Source organism: Exiguobacterium sp. s89, assembly GCF_018617735.1.
In the GTDB taxonomy this organism is placed as follows: Bacteria; Bacillota; Bacilli; order Exiguobacteriales; family Exiguobacteriaceae; genus Exiguobacterium; species Exiguobacterium marinum.
The window spans coordinates 12,279-28,607 of sequence record NZ_JACSKS010000007.1; the positions used below are offsets into that span (position 1 = coordinate 12,279).

General features: G+C 46.2%; 15 protein-coding genes and 1 riboswitch. Of the genes, 5 read left to right on the forward strand and 10 right to left on the reverse strand.

Annotated features, from left to right (window positions below; translation table 11 throughout):
• Window positions 1-36: 36 nt before the first annotated feature.
• Window positions 37-2,079 carry a heavy metal translocating P-type ATPase gene (locus KNO96_RS13185; RefSeq protein WP_214704350.1) on the reverse strand — a complete coding sequence of 681 codons (2,043 nt, stop codon included), beginning with the start codon at window positions 2,077-2,079 and terminating at the stop codon, window positions 37-39.
• A 111-nt stretch (window positions 2,080-2,190) separates the two neighbouring features.
• Window positions 2,191-2,553 (reverse strand): ArsR/SmtB family transcription factor, encoded by a 363-nt coding sequence (locus tag KNO96_RS13190; protein WP_026826837.1) that lies wholly within the window; start codon window positions 2,551-2,553, stop codon window positions 2,191-2,193.
• A gap of 151 nt (window positions 2,554-2,704) precedes the next feature.
• Between KNO96_RS13190 and yhfH the strand changes: the two genes are divergently transcribed.
• Complete coding sequence (gene yhfH / locus KNO96_RS13195) at window positions 2,705-2,863, forward strand: protein YhfH (protein WP_074032998.1); 159 nt, start codon at window positions 2,705-2,707, stop codon at window positions 2,861-2,863.
• A gap of 34 nt (window positions 2,864-2,897) precedes the next feature.
• On the opposite strand, the gene KNO96_RS13200 is transcribed toward yhfH, so the two are convergent.
• The 3 genes from KNO96_RS13200 to KNO96_RS13210 all read right to left on the reverse strand — a co-directional run bounded on the left by KNO96_RS13200 (window position 2,898) and on the right by KNO96_RS13210 (window position 4,910).
• Window positions 2,898-3,239 (reverse strand): fluoride efflux transporter FluC, encoded by a 342-nt coding sequence (locus tag KNO96_RS13200; protein WP_214704348.1) that lies wholly within the window; start codon window positions 3,237-3,239, stop codon window positions 2,898-2,900.
• Window positions 3,236-3,628, reverse strand: a complete 393-nt coding sequence (crcB, locus tag KNO96_RS13205; protein ID WP_214704346.1) for a fluoride efflux transporter CrcB — start codon at window positions 3,626-3,628, stop codon at window positions 3,236-3,238. Before crcB ends, KNO96_RS13200 begins: the two co-directional genes overlap by 4 nt.
• 79 nt (window positions 3,629-3,707) lie before the next feature.
• Complete coding sequence (locus KNO96_RS13210; RefSeq protein ID WP_214704344.1) at window positions 3,708-4,910, reverse strand: ornithine--oxo-acid transaminase; 1,203 nt, start codon at window positions 4,908-4,910, stop codon at window positions 3,708-3,710.
• Between the two features lie 155 nt (window positions 4,911-5,065).
• Here KNO96_RS13210 and KNO96_RS13215 point away from each other — a divergent pair, with 155 nt between their 5' ends.
• A complete protein-coding gene (locus KNO96_RS13215) occupies window positions 5,066-7,120 on the forward strand; it encodes a sensor domain-containing protein (protein ID WP_214704342.1) in 2,055 nt (684 codons plus the stop codon).
• 17 nt (window positions 7,121-7,137) lie between these two features.
• Here KNO96_RS13215 and KNO96_RS13220 read toward each other — a convergent pair whose 3' ends face one another.
• A complete protein-coding gene (locus KNO96_RS13220) occupies window positions 7,138-8,541 on the reverse strand; it encodes a basic amino acid/polyamine antiporter (protein ID WP_214704341.1) in 1,404 nt (467 codons plus the stop codon).
• Between the two features lie 223 nt (window positions 8,542-8,764).
• Here KNO96_RS13220 and KNO96_RS13225 point away from each other — a divergent pair, with 223 nt between their 5' ends.
• A complete protein-coding gene (locus KNO96_RS13225) occupies window positions 8,765-10,390 on the forward strand; it encodes a peptide ABC transporter substrate-binding protein (RefSeq protein WP_026826843.1) in 1,626 nt (541 codons plus the stop codon).
• A gap of 279 nt (window positions 10,391-10,669) precedes the next feature.
• Here the strand turns inward: KNO96_RS13225 and KNO96_RS13230 are convergent, their stop codons facing one another.
• The 3 genes from KNO96_RS13230 to ade all read right to left on the reverse strand — a co-directional run bounded on the left by KNO96_RS13230 (window position 10,670) and on the right by ade (window position 14,720).
• The gene (locus tag KNO96_RS13230; RefSeq protein WP_026826844.1) at window positions 10,670-12,262 is read right to left on the reverse strand and encodes a Na+/H+ antiporter NhaC family protein; all 1,593 of its coding nucleotides are present in this window, start codon (window positions 12,260-12,262) and stop codon (window positions 10,670-10,672) included.
• A gap of 112 nt (window positions 12,263-12,374) precedes the next feature.
• Window positions 12,375-12,550: riboswitch (Lysine riboswitch) on the reverse strand.
• Window positions 12,551-12,607: 57 nt separating this feature from the next.
• Window positions 12,608-12,892: a hypothetical protein gene (locus tag KNO96_RS13235; RefSeq protein WP_026826845.1), complete on the reverse strand. Its 285-nt coding sequence runs from the start codon at window positions 12,890-12,892 to the stop codon at window positions 12,608-12,610.
• A 118-nt stretch (window positions 12,893-13,010) separates the two neighbouring features.
• Complete coding sequence (gene ade, locus KNO96_RS13240; protein ID WP_214704340.1) at window positions 13,011-14,720, reverse strand: adenine deaminase; 1,710 nt, start codon at window positions 14,718-14,720, stop codon at window positions 13,011-13,013.
• Window positions 14,721-14,839: 119 nt separating this feature from the next.
• Between ade and KNO96_RS13245 the strand changes: the two genes are divergently transcribed.
• Entirely contained in the window at window positions 14,840-15,376 is a 537-nt protein-coding gene (locus KNO96_RS13245; protein ID WP_214704339.1) for a gamma carbonic anhydrase family protein, read from the forward strand.
• Between the two features lie 109 nt (window positions 15,377-15,485).
• Complete coding sequence (locus KNO96_RS13250) at window positions 15,486-15,671, forward strand: hypothetical protein (RefSeq protein ID WP_026826848.1); 186 nt, start codon at window positions 15,486-15,488, stop codon at window positions 15,669-15,671.
• A gap of 102 nt (window positions 15,672-15,773) precedes the next feature.
• Here KNO96_RS13250 and KNO96_RS13255 read toward each other — a convergent pair whose 3' ends face one another.
• A complete protein-coding gene (locus tag KNO96_RS13255; RefSeq protein WP_251125208.1) occupies window positions 15,774-16,328 on the reverse strand; it encodes a nitroreductase family protein in 555 nt (184 codons plus the stop codon).
• Window position 16,329 lies beyond the last annotated feature (1 nt).

Below are 16,329 nucleotides of genomic sequence, written 5' to 3' on the forward strand. Positions count from 1 at the left end.
TGTCCCAGGTGATCATACCTGAGACACTTCTTTGATTTATTTCGTCATACGAAGTAACCTTGTCGCATTTGCGATGGCAAGAAGAGCTACCCCAACGTCAGCGAACACTGCTTCCCACATCGTCGCGATGCCGAACAATCCTAAAAGCAATACAAGTGCTTTTGTTCCGAAGGCAAAGAAGATGTTCTGCCAGACAACGCGTTTTGTCCGTTTGCCTAACTGAATAGCCTGAACGACATCGGTTGGAGCGTCATGCATCAAGACGACATCTGCCGCCGTTACCGCCGTATCACTTCCGACACCACCCATGACAAGACCGACATCTGCACGAGCTAAGGCAGCCGCGTCATTCATTCCGTCTCCAACAAATGCAACTTTACGGGTAGCTGTCATCCGCTCTACCGCTTCAACTTTCTCATGTGGAAGCAATTCACCTTGCACTTCATCAAGTCCAAGTTGATCCCCGATTTTTTTTGCGACCTCACGGCGATCTCCTGACAACATAACCGTTCGATATCCTGCTTCTTTTAGTGCTTGGATTGCCTCGAACGCATCTTCTTTCACCGTATCCATCAATTCAACTCGTCCAAGCCACCGATCATTCTTCATAACATGCACACTCGTACTGACGGACGAATCATCAATGGCTCGTCCTAATCTCTTCATGTACCGTGCACTTCCGACATAAATGTGATCCTCTCCATCACAGGCATGGAGACCATATCCAGGTTCTTCTTGAATCGATTCGAAAGCTTGAACCTCTCCGACACGCTGAACGATGGCTTGCGCGAGCGGATGATTGGACGCTACTTCGACACGGGCAGCAAGATATAACAGTTCTTCCGCACTGACACCGCCTGCCGTCACCACGTCTGTTACTTCAAATCGTCCAGTCGTCAACGTCCCTGTTTTATCGAAGACTACCGTATCCACTTCTGTTAACGTATCTAAATACTCGCCACCTTTCACGAGAATACCTCGTTTGGAACCGGCTCCGATTCCACCAAAATAGCCGAGTGGAATTGAAATCACGAGTGCGCATGGACAACTAATCACGAGGAAGATGAGTGCACGATAAACCCATTCTTCCAAGTTCCCCACAAAAAACGGAGGAACAAAGGCCACGAGCGCGGCCATAACAACCACGAACGGTGTGTATACTTTCGCCAGTCGCGTGATCATCTGTTCTGTTTTCGCTTTCTTCCCATTGGCCTCTTCCACAAGCGCAATCATCTTTTGAAGACTTGATTCTGCTGCTAATTTGGTCGTTTGAACAATGAGACGCCCCTCTATATTGACCATCCCGGCCAATACTTCTTCTCCTGCATCCACTTGGCGTGGTACAGATTCTCCAGTTAGAGAGGCTGTATCCATCGAGCTCGCACCTGTTACAACAATGCCATCCATCGGTACCAATTCACCCGCACGGATGACAAGATACGATCCAACTGAAACGTCCTCTGGCAATCGTTCAACCTCTTCCTCGTTTTCTAACACACGGGCAAGGGTCGGTCTCATGTTCAATAAAGACTGAATCGATTTTCGAGATGCCCGCACCGCCCGTCCTTGCACATATTCTCCAAGTTGATAAAACAACATGACGGCAACAGCTTCTGGATATTCAGCAATCGCAAATGCCCCAATCGTCGCAATCGTCATGAGGAATTTTTCGTCAAACCACTCTCGATGCCATATATTTCGAAATGCACCGTATACCACATCATATCCGGCCAATCCATAGGCCACAATATACCCCGGAATCGAATCGGTCCAAAGAGCAAGTGAAAAGATAAAAGTAGCTGCGAGGAAGCGCCAGAGCGTAACATCACGTTTTTCAGTTTGATCGTCCTCTGCTCTTACAAATTTAGCCCCCGGTTCAATCCGCTCCATCGTCTGCTCGATCGACTGGAGCATCACGTCACGCTCTGAAGGATCTATCCATTCAATCACCATTCGGCTTGTCGCGAAGTCAATTTGGCAAGATGCCACTTCTTCATGCTTCGTGACATCTCGCTCGATTTTGGCTGCACAATTTGTGCAGGTGATTCCAGACACGGGTAACACGTCTCGTTTCCCCATCATTCTCCCCCTAACATTCAAACGTTCATTTGAATATATCGTATCGTGAATCGAATTCAATGACAATAGGCAAAATGACCGACCCTATACATATGGGATCGGTCATCGAATTTAAACGTTTTTTTGTTCTTCACTGTGTGCCAATGCAATTTCAACAAGCTGTCGCACGTGCTCATCATCTAATGAATAATAAACGACTTTCCCTTCTTTACGATACTTCACCAATCCTTGTTCCAGTAACGTCCGTAAATGGTGAGATGCGGTCGCGTTTGAATGACCGATAACGGCCGCCACATCGCATACACAAAGTTCGTGTTCGAGCGTCAACACATATAGCACTTTTAGACGGGTCGGATCGGCGAATGCTTTAAACAATCGACTGACTCGTGGCGCGTCTAATTGCGCCAAGGCGGATTGTAGCGTAGGAACGTCCTCTGATTGAATTCCAATCGTTTCACACTGTGGCACTTTCATTTTTTTCACCTCGTCTATTGATGTGTATAGTGTAGCAAAAATTCGGCAACATATCTGTTATATATTATAGTTGACTTATATACTTCTGTTATAATACAATCGTAACAACAACCAAAACTGTCAGACAATTTACCGAAGGAGGCATTTTCATATGAATGAATGGGCGAGCCGACTCGAATCATCTGTCGAGTTTTATCAAAAATTACCGGATAAGACATGCCAGGAATGCGGGAACCATATGGACGAACAGTGCGAGTCATACGAAACGACTTGTGCTTCATGTACAGAGAAGCTTCAACTCGCAGAATAAAACAACGCCCCTTCGAAATGGAAGGGGCGTTGTTTTATATTGACCATCCGATATATGCCGCTACTAATCCAAACAAATAAGTCGTGAGTAAATAGAGTCCGAATCGTATCCAATCTCTCGTTACAAACCGCATCAATTCCAGTTTTAAAGTCGAGAAAGTCGTAAACGAACCAAAAAATCCGATACCTAAAAAAAGGATGAGCGATTGTTGAGCGGTATGCGCGTACAAGTATCCGAGACCAAACGAACCTGTTACATTGACGAACAACGTCGCCCACGGAAAAGTTGAATCAGTCCACTTTTTCATGACCTGACCGATTATGAAGCGGAGAATCGCACCGATGAAAGCGCCACTTGCAATCCAGAGAATAGTCATAAGACGTCACCTCTTGTCGACGTTTTTGTTCCGATGCGATAGCCAAACCAAGAACTCCATAAACCGAGTGTGATGCTGAGGAACACGTATGCAACAGCGAGAAGTGCATGATCATTTTCAACTAATTGAATCGTCTCTACACTAAACGTGGAAAACGTTGTAAATGACCCGATCATTCCGGTTCCGACAATCGTGACGATTTGAGGAGAAGGTTTTCCCGCTTGAAGAAATCGATGCGTCAGCCATCCCAATAGAAAGCTTCCAATTAAATTGATGAACAGTGTCGCGACGGGAAACGGGCTCGTTTCGAATGAATCGACTAATAATCCAAGTCCGTACCGTGCCAAAGCTCCAACTGCACCTGCTAACCCAACGTATATGTACAGCATCTGATTCCTCCTCCACGAAAAAGACACCCGCAACGCAGGTGTCGATTCATCTCAAACTATTATACCAAGCTGTCGCTTTTTACGAAATAGCTGCCGGAGCAAGTACGGCTTCGATTGCTTCAAATGCTTGATCCAATTCTTCTTTTGTGATGACGAGAGGTGGTGCCAACCGAATCACTGTTTCATGCGTTTCTTTACAGAGAAGACCACGTTCTTTCAGTGCCTCGCAGTAAGGACGAGCTGACTCTGTCAATTCAATACCGATGAATAGTCCGCGTCCGCGAACGTCGCGAATCATCGGATTGTCGATCGACTTTAAACGATCCATGAAATACGTTCCCAACTCCAACGAACGCTCTGGGAGTTTTTCTTCTTCCAATACTTCAAGAGCTGCGACAGAGACAGCTGACGCGAGGGGGTTTCCACCAAATGTGGAGCCGTGTGAGCCTGGATTGAATACTGAAAGGACTTCTTTGTCAGCCGCCACACACGAGATTGGAAAGACGCCTCCTCCAAGAGCTTTTCCGAGAATATACATATCCGGTGTTACACCTTCCCACTCGATGGCAAACCATTTCCCGGAACGTCCGAGCCCCGACTGAATCTCATCTGCGACGAAGAGAACGTTATGTTGTTTACACAGCTCTGATGCACGCTTCAAATACCCTTTCGGCGGAATGATGATTCCGGCTTCACCTTGAATCGGTTCTACGATAAACGCCGCCGTATTCTCTGTGATTGCTGCCTCGAACGCCTCGATATCACCGTATGGTACGACTTTGAATCCCGGTAGTAACGGTCCGAACCCACGCTGATACTCTGCTTCTGTCGACATCGACACAGCAGCCATCGTCCGTCCGTGGAAGTTTCCTGTACAGACGATGATTTCAGCTTGTCCCGGGATTCCCTTCACATCGTACGCCCAGCGCCGAGCCGTCTTCACGGCTGTTTCGACCGCTTCTGCTCCCGTATTCATCGGTAACACCATTTGCTTATTTGTAAACGCTACCACTTTGTCATAAAAACGTCCGAGTTGATCGTTATAAAAGGCACGTGACGTCAACGTGATCTTATCTGCTTGATCCTTGAGCGCTTGAATGATCTTCGGATGGCAGTGACCTTGGTTAACGGCAGAGTATGCACTTAACATATCCATGTAGCGATTCCCCTCAGGATCGGTTACCCAAATCCCTTTCGCCTCCGAAATAACAATCGGTAGTGGATGATAGTTGTGTGCCCCGAACTTTTCTGTCATCTCAATCACATCATGTGTCTTTGTCATATTGCTTCCCCCTTATTCAAAACTATCTTACTCCTTCAGTATATGATGCCCCTCTTTCTTTTGACAATGACGAACTTAAGCATTCCTTGAATTGGCAAAATCAGGTACACTGACATTAGAATATGCATTTAGCATGACAGATTGGGGGAAATGATGTGGCTTCATTGCGTGATTTATCGGTTGATCAATTCATCGATGCTTTTTCTGTTCCTTTTTGTTATATTTCTCAAGATGGTACGGTTCTATTATGGAACGAGCATGCCGAAGTGTTATTCGGGTGGGAACGTGAAGAAGTCCTCCATCAGCCACTGCCGGTCGTCCAGCAACTTGACCATGCGCTGGAAACATGGACACCGCTCCTCCTTCAATATCCGTTCTCGACGACGGCGATGACACCATTTCAACATAAAGATGGATCGGTCATCTATGCGACCGCATACTTACAGTCCTTTTCACTCGAAGAGATTTACGGCTATTTCTTGGCCTTTCTTCCGAAAGGATTCGGACCACTCATCAGCACCGAACAATTCAATTTACTTCATCACTTTCAAGAAATGATTAAGCAGTCCACCCATTACTTGGCGACGAACGCGAAAGGTGAAATCGTCGACGCGAACCCTTTGTTATGTCGTCTGCTCGATGTGACGGAACAACAACTCATCGGCCATAGCTGGTTCGAGCTCATTCATGATTCAAGTGACCGAAATGGGATTTCACGTGATGTCTTAACATCTTTGGCCACAAATCAAATATGGAACGGAGAACTTGCTATTTCCTGTAAGGAACATGAACAAGAACCGTGTTGGCTCAATTTGACCGTCGTACCGATCATCAGTGAGAAGAAAGATGTGATTCAGTACACAGCTTTTGGTTTTGATGTCTCTGAGAAAAAACGTCTTGAAAAAGAAGTCGAGTTTCTCGCCTATCAAAATGAATTGACCGGACTCTATAATAAAAAAGGCTTCTTACGTCGATATGACTCGATTCTTCAACAAACCGATGAGCGTGAAGGCCTGCTTCACATCGCTTTATTCGATATCGACCGTTTCAAAATCATTAACGAGTCATTCGGGTCTCGTGTCGGAAATGAACTCCTCATCCAAATCAAAGAGCGCGCACTGCACCTCATTCCAGAGTCTGCTTTATTGTTCCATCCAACAGGTGGACTGTTCGGTGTCATGTTCTTCGAGGAGTCGAAAGAAGAAGTGTTCCAAGTATTACGGCATCTGCAACACGAACTGCAACGACCGTTTCGTATTTACCATCACTCCATCATGGTATCGATTTCAGTCGGATGTGTATTTTATCCATCTTCGACAAGTTCGCTCGAGGAACTGTATACACGTGCTGAGAGTGCCCTTTTCAAAGGAAAACAAATCGGGGTCGGTACGATTCAATTTGTGACAAAGGATATGGATGCCGCATTCTCGCGACAAATCCATATTGAAAAGGCGATGTATCGGGCACTTGACGAAAAGCATTTTTATCTCGAATATCAGCCAAAATACGAATTAGCCACAGATCGACTCATTGGGTTCGAAGCACTCCTTCGTTGGCATCATGATGAACTAGGACAAATCCCACCTTCTGAGTTCATCCCACTTGCTGAAGAGATGGCACTCATCGTCCCAATCAACAACTGGGTCATCTTAGAGGCGACGAAACAATTGAAGGAGTGGAAAGATGAGTTCAATCAATCACTCTCGATGGCGATTAATATTTCGCCAAACCAGTTCCGAAGCGAAAGTTTCTTGAATACGCTTCGAAATATCAAGCAACAATTCCAACTCGACCCGGCAGATGTCATCTTAGAAATTACAGAAAGTCTAGTCATGCAACAAACTGATGAAATCATCGAACGTATGGAGCAAATCAAGCGTTTGAACTATCGACTGTCGATTGATGATTTCGGCACCGGTTTCTCTTCTTTACAATACTTGAAATCTTTCCCGGTAGATGAACTCAAAATCGATAAAGTCTTTCTTGATGATTGGATGACGTCCAAATCTCATCTCCTCGACGTCATTGTTCATCTCGGGAAAAGCTTAAATCTCCATGTCGTCGCGGAAGGGGTCGAAGATAAAGAGATGTTGGCGCACTTAAAGTCGACGGATTGTGATTCTTTCCAGGGCTACCTATACGCCAGACCTGCTTCTCCAAGTGCAATCGAACAATTACTCCGGTCATCAAAAAACTCACCGAACGCTTGAGGCGTCGGTGAGTTTTCTTATAGAGCGATTGTGGCTGTCCAAAGCCCATAAATGCCATAGGTCGCACATAATAGAATAATCAAGGCAATCATCGACTGGGTACGGGTCAAGAACGGTCGTCCTTGTTCCCGCTCTGCTAAAAGAAAAACGAAGATGCCAGGCGCATAAAGAATCATCGCAATCAAGACATATTCCAAACCTGATGCATAGAGTAACCAAGCCGCATACAACGAAGCGATACCGGAAATCATCATCATCCGCAATGATGTCGTCCGCTTCGCCTCGATCCACCCAAAAAGTGCTGAAAATAAATATGGGACAAGCGCCGCGATACCGGCGATACTCGACAAGACGAGGTACGTCTGTTCCGAGAACAACGCGATGACTGTGACCACTTGGGTGAATACTTGGGTGATGAACAATGCGTTCACCGGTGTAACATTTTTATTCAATCGATTAAACACTTTCGGAAAAACACGATCTCTGCTCGCGACATAAGAAATTTCAGTCGCCAAAATCGTCCACCCGAGCAACGCACCTGTCAACGAAACGAGTAGTCCGATGTTGATTAGCGTAGCGCCAAACGGTCCGACAACGGCCTCTAACACGTATGCCATTGAAGGCTCTGGTAATGCCGCAAGTTGCTCTTGTGTCATGACGCCAAAGGAGAAGATTGAAATCATCATATAAATCAACAACGTTCCAATCAAACCGATCACCGTCGCACGACCGACATCTTTTTTGTGACGTGCGCGAGATGATAAGACGACTGCACCTTCAATGCCGACAAATGCCCAAAGCGTCACGAGCATCGTCGATTTTACTTGAGGGAAGACATCCGTCCATACAAAACCCGACTCTCCCCAAAAATCGACTTGGAACGTAGTAACCTGAAACGCGAACAGAATAAATACGATAAACAAGAAAATCGGCACGAGTTTCGCAATCGTTGTGACGATATTGAGAAGAGCTGCCTCACGCATCCCACGTGAGATGAGCCAAAACAAACCCCAAATCAGGACGACACTCATGAACCATCGGAACAGTCGGTGTTCCGCTGAAAAAACCGGAAAAAAATAAGCCAATGTGCTGAAAATCAACGTGATGTTTGCCACTGTCCCGATCCAGGCCGACATCCAGTAACCCCATCCACTATTGAATCCGACAAACTTTCCGAATCCTTCCCGGGCATAGGCGTATATACCGCCTTCCAACTCAGGTCGTGTGTTCGCTAAAAACTGAAAGACAAATGCAAGCATAATCATGCCTACACCCGTAATTCCCCATCCAATTAAAACAGGACCTACCCCGGCCCCTTGTGCCATAGCACCAGGGAGATTGAAGGCACCCCCTCCAATCATTGTCCCGACGACCATTGCCGCGAGACCGAAAAAGCCGATTCCGGCTGAATTTTGTTTCAAGTTAACGCCTCCACTATCACTCTAAGCCTTCGAATAACTATACATATATACTGTATAATCATTCGGAGTTTTGTTTATTGTACTTCCTGAAAGGATTGAAGGATAGACATTCTAAATAAGTTTATATTTTCGAATAATTTGCAAAATTCCATTGCATATTTATCTCATATGTAGTTTAATTACAACATATTCTAAATTATCAGAATTTTCGGGAGGTTGTATAATGCGTAACAAAAAATGGTTAGCGTTATCGGGGGTCGCATTACTTGCGACGGCAGCTTGTAGCACAGGAGATGACTCATCAAGTTCAGAAGGGTCATCTTCGAGCGATTCGAAAAAAGAAATCACAATGGTATCGGCGACGGACTTGCCGCAGCTCGATCCGACACTCACAACAGACTCGACATCGATCATCGTGACAAACAACGTGTTCGAAGGATTGTATCGTCTAGATGAGAACAACCAACCGACACCAGGGATTGCTGAAGATGTGGAAGTATCAGAGGATGGTCTTACATACACGTTCAAACTACGTGACGCTAACTGGTCAGACGGTTCTCCCATTACAGCTGAGGATTTTGTCTACTCTTGGAAGCGTGCACTCAACCCTGAAACAGGTGCCGAGTATGCATATATTCTTCAAGACTTAAAAAATGCGAACAAAATTCTTGCAGGCGAAGCATCACTTGACGACCTCGGTGCGAAAGCAGTCGACGAGAAGACGCTTGAGGTGCAATTGGAAGCGCCAGCTCCGTATTTCTTAGGATTGACCGGCTTCCCTACGTATATGCCGCAAAAACAAGAGTTCGTCGAAGAGCAGGGCGAAAAATTCGCGATGACAGTCGACCAAACGCTTTATAACGGTCCTTACGTCTTGAGTGAGTGGCAAGACAATGCCGGTTGGGTCTATAAGAAAAACCCAGAGTATTGGGATGCAGAAAATGTGAAGATGGATACCATCAACGTCAAGGTCGTAAAAGACGTGTCAACAGGTGTCAACTTGTTCGAGTCAGGCGAAGCGGACTACACGCTCCTTTCATCTGAGTTCGTTCCACAATTTGAGGATAGCGACGAATTCAAGACACGTGCTGATGCTCGAATCAACTTCCTTCGCTTCAATCAAAAAAATGAGTATCTTCAAAACGTCAACATTCGTGAAGCACTTGCGAAAGGGTTCGACAAGCAGAGTGTGACGGATGTTATCTTAACGGACGGTTCAGAACCAGCGAACTTTATCGTGGCGAAAGACTTCACGTTCACAGAAGACGGTGCTGACTTCCGGGAGAAACATCCAGATCTCCTCAGCTATAACGTGGATGAAGCAAAAGCGGCTTGGGAGAAAGGATTACAGGAACTTGGAGTCGAAACGATTGAACTCGAATTCCTCTCACGTGATGAGGAAGCGTTCAAGAAAGTCAACGAATTCATCAAAGGTGAGCTCGAGAAAAACTTGCCTGGTTTGACACTCAATATTAAACAACAACCGTTTAAAAACTTCCTTGATCTCGAAGGAAAAGGCGAATATGATGTCTCTGCCGCTGGTTGGGGCCCTGATTATCAGGATCCGATGACATACCTCGACATGTGGGTCACAGATGGTCCATTTAACCGTATGGAGTACTCAAACGACGAGTATGATCAGTTGGTTCAATCAGCGAAAAAAGAAGCTGATCAGATGAAGCGTTGGGAATCAATGCAAGAAGCTGAACGCATCCTTCTCGAAGAAGACTATGCCATCGCTCCGATTTATCAAAAAGGTGAGGCATACTTAGAACGCTCAAACATCGAAAACATGTACCGCCACCCGTTCGGTGCCGATGCAAGTTTCAAATGGCTTGACGTCAAATAATGAGTGTAACCTCTCTGATTCCTACGTGGATTAGGGAGGTTTTTCTGTATTAAATATTTTTTGGAGTCGATGATAAGAACATCGTATTTTTTTGACATCCCCATTCCGGTTACTCGAAATACCATGGTTCTCTTTCTATCTGACCTCACTTCGACACCCATCTCTTTACCTCATCACAGTTGTTTTTTGGTTCGTACACTGCTCGACAGTCTTATTCGCATGTTGAAGGTAATACAAAAAATGACTTCCATCGGTGAGATGGAAGTCATTTTCAAGCTATTATGCTTCACGCTTTGCGCGAAGTTCAGCAGGTACTTTCCCGCGTTTTGAAATCACTTGTGCGATTCCAACCAATACGATGAACGAAATCAATGCAGCGAAGAAACCAATCCAGATTGACCCTGAAATCCCGAGCACTAAGTATCCGATTGCGGACACAGTCGCTGCGAGAATTGCATATGGCAATTGCGTCAACACGTGATCAATATGGTGTGATCCAGCGCCTGTTGAGCTGAGAATCGTTGTATCGGAGATTGGTGAGCAGTGGTCGCCGAACACCGCACCGGCCAACACAGCAGCAAGGGACGCAAGGAGAAGTTCTGGCTCAACCGCCATGATCAAGTCAGCTCCAATCGGAAGCATCAAACCAAACGTTCCCCAGCTCGTCCCTGTCGAGAACGCCATGAGACCGGCAATCAAGAAGAGAAGGAGCGGCAAGTAAGAAGCGGCAATCGTATCCGTCACGAAACTTGCCAAATATTCACCTGTCTGCATATCACTGATGACCGCAATGATTGTCCAAGCGAATAACAGAATAAGGACAGCTGGCCACATCGCGCGAACACCTTCTCGTACCGCCTTCCCATAGTCACGTCCAGGAATTTTACGTCCGACGAGAAGAAGAAGTGCGACAATTAAACTAATGACGACACCGGCTACGAGCGAACGTGTCACGTCTGTCGATTCGAATGCGCCAATCAACGAAAAGTCTTGCCCGTCTGCCGCGAGTGCTTGGCCTCCTGTGTACAGCATGGCTGATACCGTCGCAATGATGAGCGTGATAATCGGAACGATCAAATCACGTACTTTTCCACCTTCGTGCTCATGTAAGTCTTCACTCATTCCCATTGGTTTCCCTTTTGCGGAATCGTACAATTCGCCTTGGAGGGCACGAAGTTCATGCGTGCGCATCGGTCCGATTGCAAGTCCAGTAAATGCTACATAAGCTGTCAACAAAAGTGCAAAGATTGCATAGAAGTTCATTGGAATGATTTGAATGAACGCTGAAAAAGATGAGTAGCTGTCAATCGAGTATTTCGTTAAAATCCCCGCGATGATGGCGATGATATATGCGCCCCAACTCGAAAGTGGACTGATGACACAGACAGGTGCTGCCGTTGAGTCAATCGTATAGGCCAGTTTTGCACGTGAGATGTTTTTTCGATCCGTAAGTGGACGACTGATGTTACCAACCGCTAAGCTGTTGAAGTAGTCATCGATAAAGATCAAAATACCAAGTCCGAACGACACGAGACGTGCACCGCGCGCTGTCTTGACGTTCGCCGCAGCCCATTCACCGAATGCACGTGCCCCACCTGATGTCTGAATAATCGACGATAAAATACCGAGAAGGAGCAAGAACGCAATCAACAAGACGTTCCATTCATTGATTGCTCCGTCCGACCAAAATAGAGCAATGATGTTCGACCACAAGTATTGAATCGAGTCGAGCAGATTAAAATTGTGCAGTAGTAATATCCCTGCGATAATCCCGGCACCGAGCGACGGGATGACCTTTCTTGTTGTAATCGCCATAATAATTGCAAGTAATGCCGGTACGAGCGAGAGTACCGAAGTTGAATAATCTACCATTCTAAATTCCTCCTTTTTGATTAGGATGAGGCCCCCCTATGCTTAAAAAAACGCAAAGCGAGGGCATCGGCAACAAAGCCGACACCCTCGCTGGATGTTCCGTCTTTCTTAGCCGACTTGGAGCGCTCCATACGTATAATATGTATGGCAGTCCGACGGGTATTTCCCGTCAGCCCAGCACAACCACACAGACATGGTGTTGCACTTCGGCGATCCTGCCTTTTTGTAGTCCTCATCGTTGTCATCCTCCGACTACTTACTCATCAGCATCGCACCTCTACCTCATCGATAGCACGAATATTCATTTAAAGTTACGTCTAAATTATCACAGGTTGATGTCACATATCAATAGTTTTTTTCATCACGAATGATTCGTTTTAAGACCGCAAGCGCTTCTTGGTCATTTGACTCTACTGCTTTAAAGAAGTCGTTGAAGAAGTGATACAACACGAACCGGTCAGGATGAGACTTCGTCTGTTCCTTGATCGTAGAAAAAATCAGTCGTCGCAAACGACGTTTCGTTTGCGTTTCTTCCGGTAATTCTTCACATCGGTCCTTGAAAGCACGATATACAGAATTGATCAATTCCTCATGTTCATCATACGACCGATTATAGGCAACTTGTTCCATCTGTAATATCCCCCCTTTCAATGTTGACCCGATGAAACTTGACGTAACTATACCAACTTCCTGTCAGGCATTCAATCGTTATCGACCGTTCTTAACAAAAATCATACGTTAGACCGAGTCAAGACTTGATAAATGAGAAAGTGGTCACGTCGAACAACCCCATATCGGTCAATTTCAAATCAGGTATGACCGGTAAAGCGAGGAATGACATTGTCAAATACGGATTGAAATGGCGGTGTGCCCCAACAATATCGAGTGCATCATTCAACTGTTCCAAAATGTCCGCCACTTCTCGGTATGGACGTTTCGTCATGAGGCCTCCGATTTCAAGTGGAAGCACGGCGAGCACTTTCCCTTCCGATACAGCCACGACTCCACCACCTACTTTTTCAAGCGTTTGAGCTGCGAGCAACATATCTTCCGGGCTGACTCCAGCAATGACCAAGTTATGACTGTCATGGGCTACAGTAGCCGCAAGCGCTCCTCGTTTTAACCCGAATCCCGTGACCGGAGCAAGCGCCATGTGCCCTGTTCCGTGATGGCGTTCGATCACAGCGAGCGTTGCGATATCTTGCGATAAATCCGCTCCTGAAGAATCCGGTTGGAACGAAAGGCGTTGTCGTTTCGTCAACAAGCTGTTCGGCAGAACTTGAATGACATCGACCGCTTCCTCACTTGGCTCGAGTCGGAATGAATCGACTGTCAGCTCAGGTAACGCAAGTTCACCTTTCATGGGTTTCGGCACTTCTATCCCTTCAGCATCAAATGTTGCATTCCCTTGTTCGGCGACGAGCGTACCGTTGACATAGACTTGTTCAATTTTTACCGATTCGACGTCTGACAAGATAACGAAGTTTGCTTTCTTACCAGGTGCGATCGCCCCGACCTCTTTCAATCCATAGGCCTCTGCAGCATGCAGACTTGCGATAGCATAAGCCGTTTCCGGCTTGAGGCCTTGCTTGATGGCGGTACGGATGTTGTAGTCGATCCCACCTTCCGCGACTAAGTCATCTAAGTGCTTATCGTCCGTACAGAAAAGGAAGCGATGGGCGTTGCTTTCTGTCACGGCTAGACTGACCTTTTCCACGTTTCGAGCAACTGAGCCCTCACGAATCTGAACGTAAAAGCCGCGCCGTACCCGTTCCATCGCCTCTTCAGCAGTTGTACATTCATGGTCTGTCATGATTCCAGCAGAGCGATAGACGTTCAATTGGTCAGGATTTAGACCTGAAGCATGTCCGTCGACCACTTTACCCGCTTGCTCCGTCTGCGCAATCTTTTGAAGCATGTCTTCACTTCCCGCTTCAACCGATGGATAGTCCATGACTTCACCTAAGCCATGCACCCCTGGGTCCCCTAAAAATGGAGCCAAGTCTTCAGCATACAGTTTTGCACCCGCATGTTCAAACGGTGTCGCCGGTACACAGCTCGGTAGCATCATCCGGACATCGAGTGGAAGACCTTTCGCATCTGCTAACATATATTCAATTCCGAGCGCTCCGTTCACGTTCGCAATTTCGTGCGGGTCGGCAATCACTGTCGTGACGCCTAGTGGCAAGACGGCTTTTGCAAACTCATGTGGCGGGACCATCGATGACTCGATATGGACGTGTGAGTCGATAAAGGATGGTGCGAGTGTCCATGCCGGGTCGTGGTATTCGACTTCTCCCTCATATCCGTCCCCAATTGCTACGATATACCCTGCATCGATGGCGACGTCTGTACGAATCGTTTCACGACTGTACACGTCAATCACAGCGACGTCTTTAAAGACGACGGCCGCTTTCTTTTTCTTTGCGGCGATGTCAATCAAATGTTGTTTCTCCATCTCTCGTTCTCCTTATTCCACGTATTTTAACTATCTTACCAAGAATATTCTTTTCGTTGCAATTTCTTTTTCAAGTTGTGCGACAATGATAACATATTTATCTGAAAGGGGTTACAAAGATGCAATATAAATTAGAAAAACTGATACCTCAAGTCGATCCGACGGCTTATGTTGCACCGGGAGCACATGTGATTGGGGACGTGACGATTGGGGCTCACTCGGGAGTCTGGTTCAATACCGTCATTCGAGGAGACGAAGGGCCTATTCAAATCGGTTCTTACGTCAACATCCAGGATGGTTCGATGATCCATCAATATGAAGGCTCACCGACTATCATCCATGACCGTGTCTCAATCGGTCATATGGCGATGATTCACGGTTGTGAGATCGAAGAAAATTGCCTAATCGGTATGCATGCCACCGTACTCGACGGAGCGAAGGTCGGAAAAGGATCGTTTGTTGCAGCCGGTGCGCTCGTCACGCCGAACATGCAAATTCCTGAAGGGGTGATGGTGATGGGTGTTCCCGCAAAAGTCGTCCGTCCGTTGAACGATGAAGACCGTTCTATTATGGAAAGAACGGTAAAGAAGTATGCGAAACGCGCTGAACAATATAAACAGTCGTGTATCCCACTATGTGAGACACCTAATTCATGAAAGCGTTTACAAGATTCATAAAATGTTAACGTTTCTCTCGAATTTTCTACATAGTTCCTTTGTATACTGAAGTTGTAGCCAAGCTGACGTATTGAAAGGAGCCCACTCTATGTATCCGAACCATGATCAACTCATGCTAGACCTGTACGCCTCATCCATCGATCCGAGTTATGGCCTTCATATTGATGATTCTTTCGATGACACTCTTCACGGTACGCATCGTGAGGTTTGGGAACGTATGCATTTGGATAATAGTAGAGAAGAAGATTCTAAAAACGGAGGAACGACTGGATGATTCCAACACCTGTGATTCAAGATTGGCTCGCAACTAAATTGAAGCGATAAATGACCAATATATAGATCAAGCGAGCGAAGGGCCATCCCCTCGCTCGCTTTTTTATTCGAACATGATGAGATGTGAGTCAATCGGTTGTCGCGCTTTTGGTGAAGGGATATCCTCGACATCATATTTACCGATTTGAAGTAAACCGATAAAGGTTTCCCCTTCCGCTCCAATCATCTCTTTCAACCGTGCATCGTCAAATAGTCCACCTGTCCGCCACACCATCCCGATTTCACGTTCACTAAACAAGAGTTGGATATTTTGAATAAACGTCGCCGTCGCGAGCAACGCATCACGATTTCCTTTGTCCGTCTCAAAATGTTTTGCCGTCACATATATACAGGTTGCCGCATTCAAGATCCGTCCGGTCACCTTTTCACGTTGTCCCTCTGACGCCTCCGAGAAGGCTGGTTCGAGCGCATCGAGTAACACTTGCTTCCCGTCCCCATTGAACACATACACGTTCCATGGTTCGACTTTATTGTGAAATGGTGCATGATGTGCCGATTGCAACACTTCATAGAGCACTTTCGTATCGATTGGTTCTTCTTTAAACATACGGACTGTACGTCTTTCTTCAATTAACTTTTGTGCTGCTGTCTTTGTCATG

What these genes read in the sequence shown, in the direction of transcription:
- KNO96_RS13185 (WP_214704350.1), bottom strand. Translation starts at nt 2,079, where the DNA reads ATGGGGAAACGAGACGTGTTACCCGTGTCTGGAATCACCTGCACAAAT.
- KNO96_RS13190 (WP_026826837.1), bottom strand. Translation starts at nt 2,553, where the DNA reads ATGAAAGTGCCACAGTGTGAAACGATTGGAATTCAATCAGAGGACGTT.
- yhfH (WP_074032998.1), top strand. Translation starts at nt 2,705, where the DNA reads ATGAATGAATGGGCGAGCCGACTCGAATCATCTGTCGAGTTTTATCAA.
- KNO96_RS13200 (WP_214704348.1), bottom strand. Translation starts at nt 3,239, where the DNA reads ATGACTATTCTCTGGATTGCAAGTGGCGCTTTCATCGGTGCGATTCTC.
- crcB (WP_214704346.1), bottom strand. Translation starts at nt 3,628, where the DNA reads ATGCTGTACATATACGTTGGGTTAGCAGGTGCAGTTGGAGCTTTGGCA.
- KNO96_RS13210 (WP_214704344.1), bottom strand. Translation starts at nt 4,910, where the DNA reads ATGACAAAGACACATGATGTGATTGAGATGACAGAAAAGTTCGGGGCA.
- KNO96_RS13225 (WP_026826843.1), top strand. Translation starts at nt 8,765, where the DNA reads ATGCGTAACAAAAAATGGTTAGCGTTATCGGGGGTCGCATTACTTGCG.
- KNO96_RS13230 (WP_026826844.1), bottom strand. Translation starts at nt 12,262, where the DNA reads ATGGTAGATTATTCAACTTCGGTACTCTCGCTCGTACCGGCATTACTT.
- KNO96_RS13235 (WP_026826845.1), bottom strand. Translation starts at nt 12,892, where the DNA reads ATGGAACAAGTTGCCTATAATCGGTCGTATGATGAACATGAGGAATTG.
- ade (WP_214704340.1), bottom strand. Translation starts at nt 14,720, where the DNA reads ATGGAGAAACAACATTTGATTGACATCGCCGCAAAGAAAAAGAAAGCG.
- KNO96_RS13245 (WP_214704339.1), top strand. Translation starts at nt 14,840, where the DNA reads ATGCAATATAAATTAGAAAAACTGATACCTCAAGTCGATCCGACGGCT.
- KNO96_RS13250 (WP_026826848.1), top strand. Translation starts at nt 15,486, where the DNA reads ATGTATCCGAACCATGATCAACTCATGCTAGACCTGTACGCCTCATCC.
- KNO96_RS13255 (WP_251125208.1), bottom strand. Translation starts at nt 16,328, where the DNA reads ATGACAAAGACAGCAGCACAAAAGTTAATTGAAGAAAGACGTACAGTC.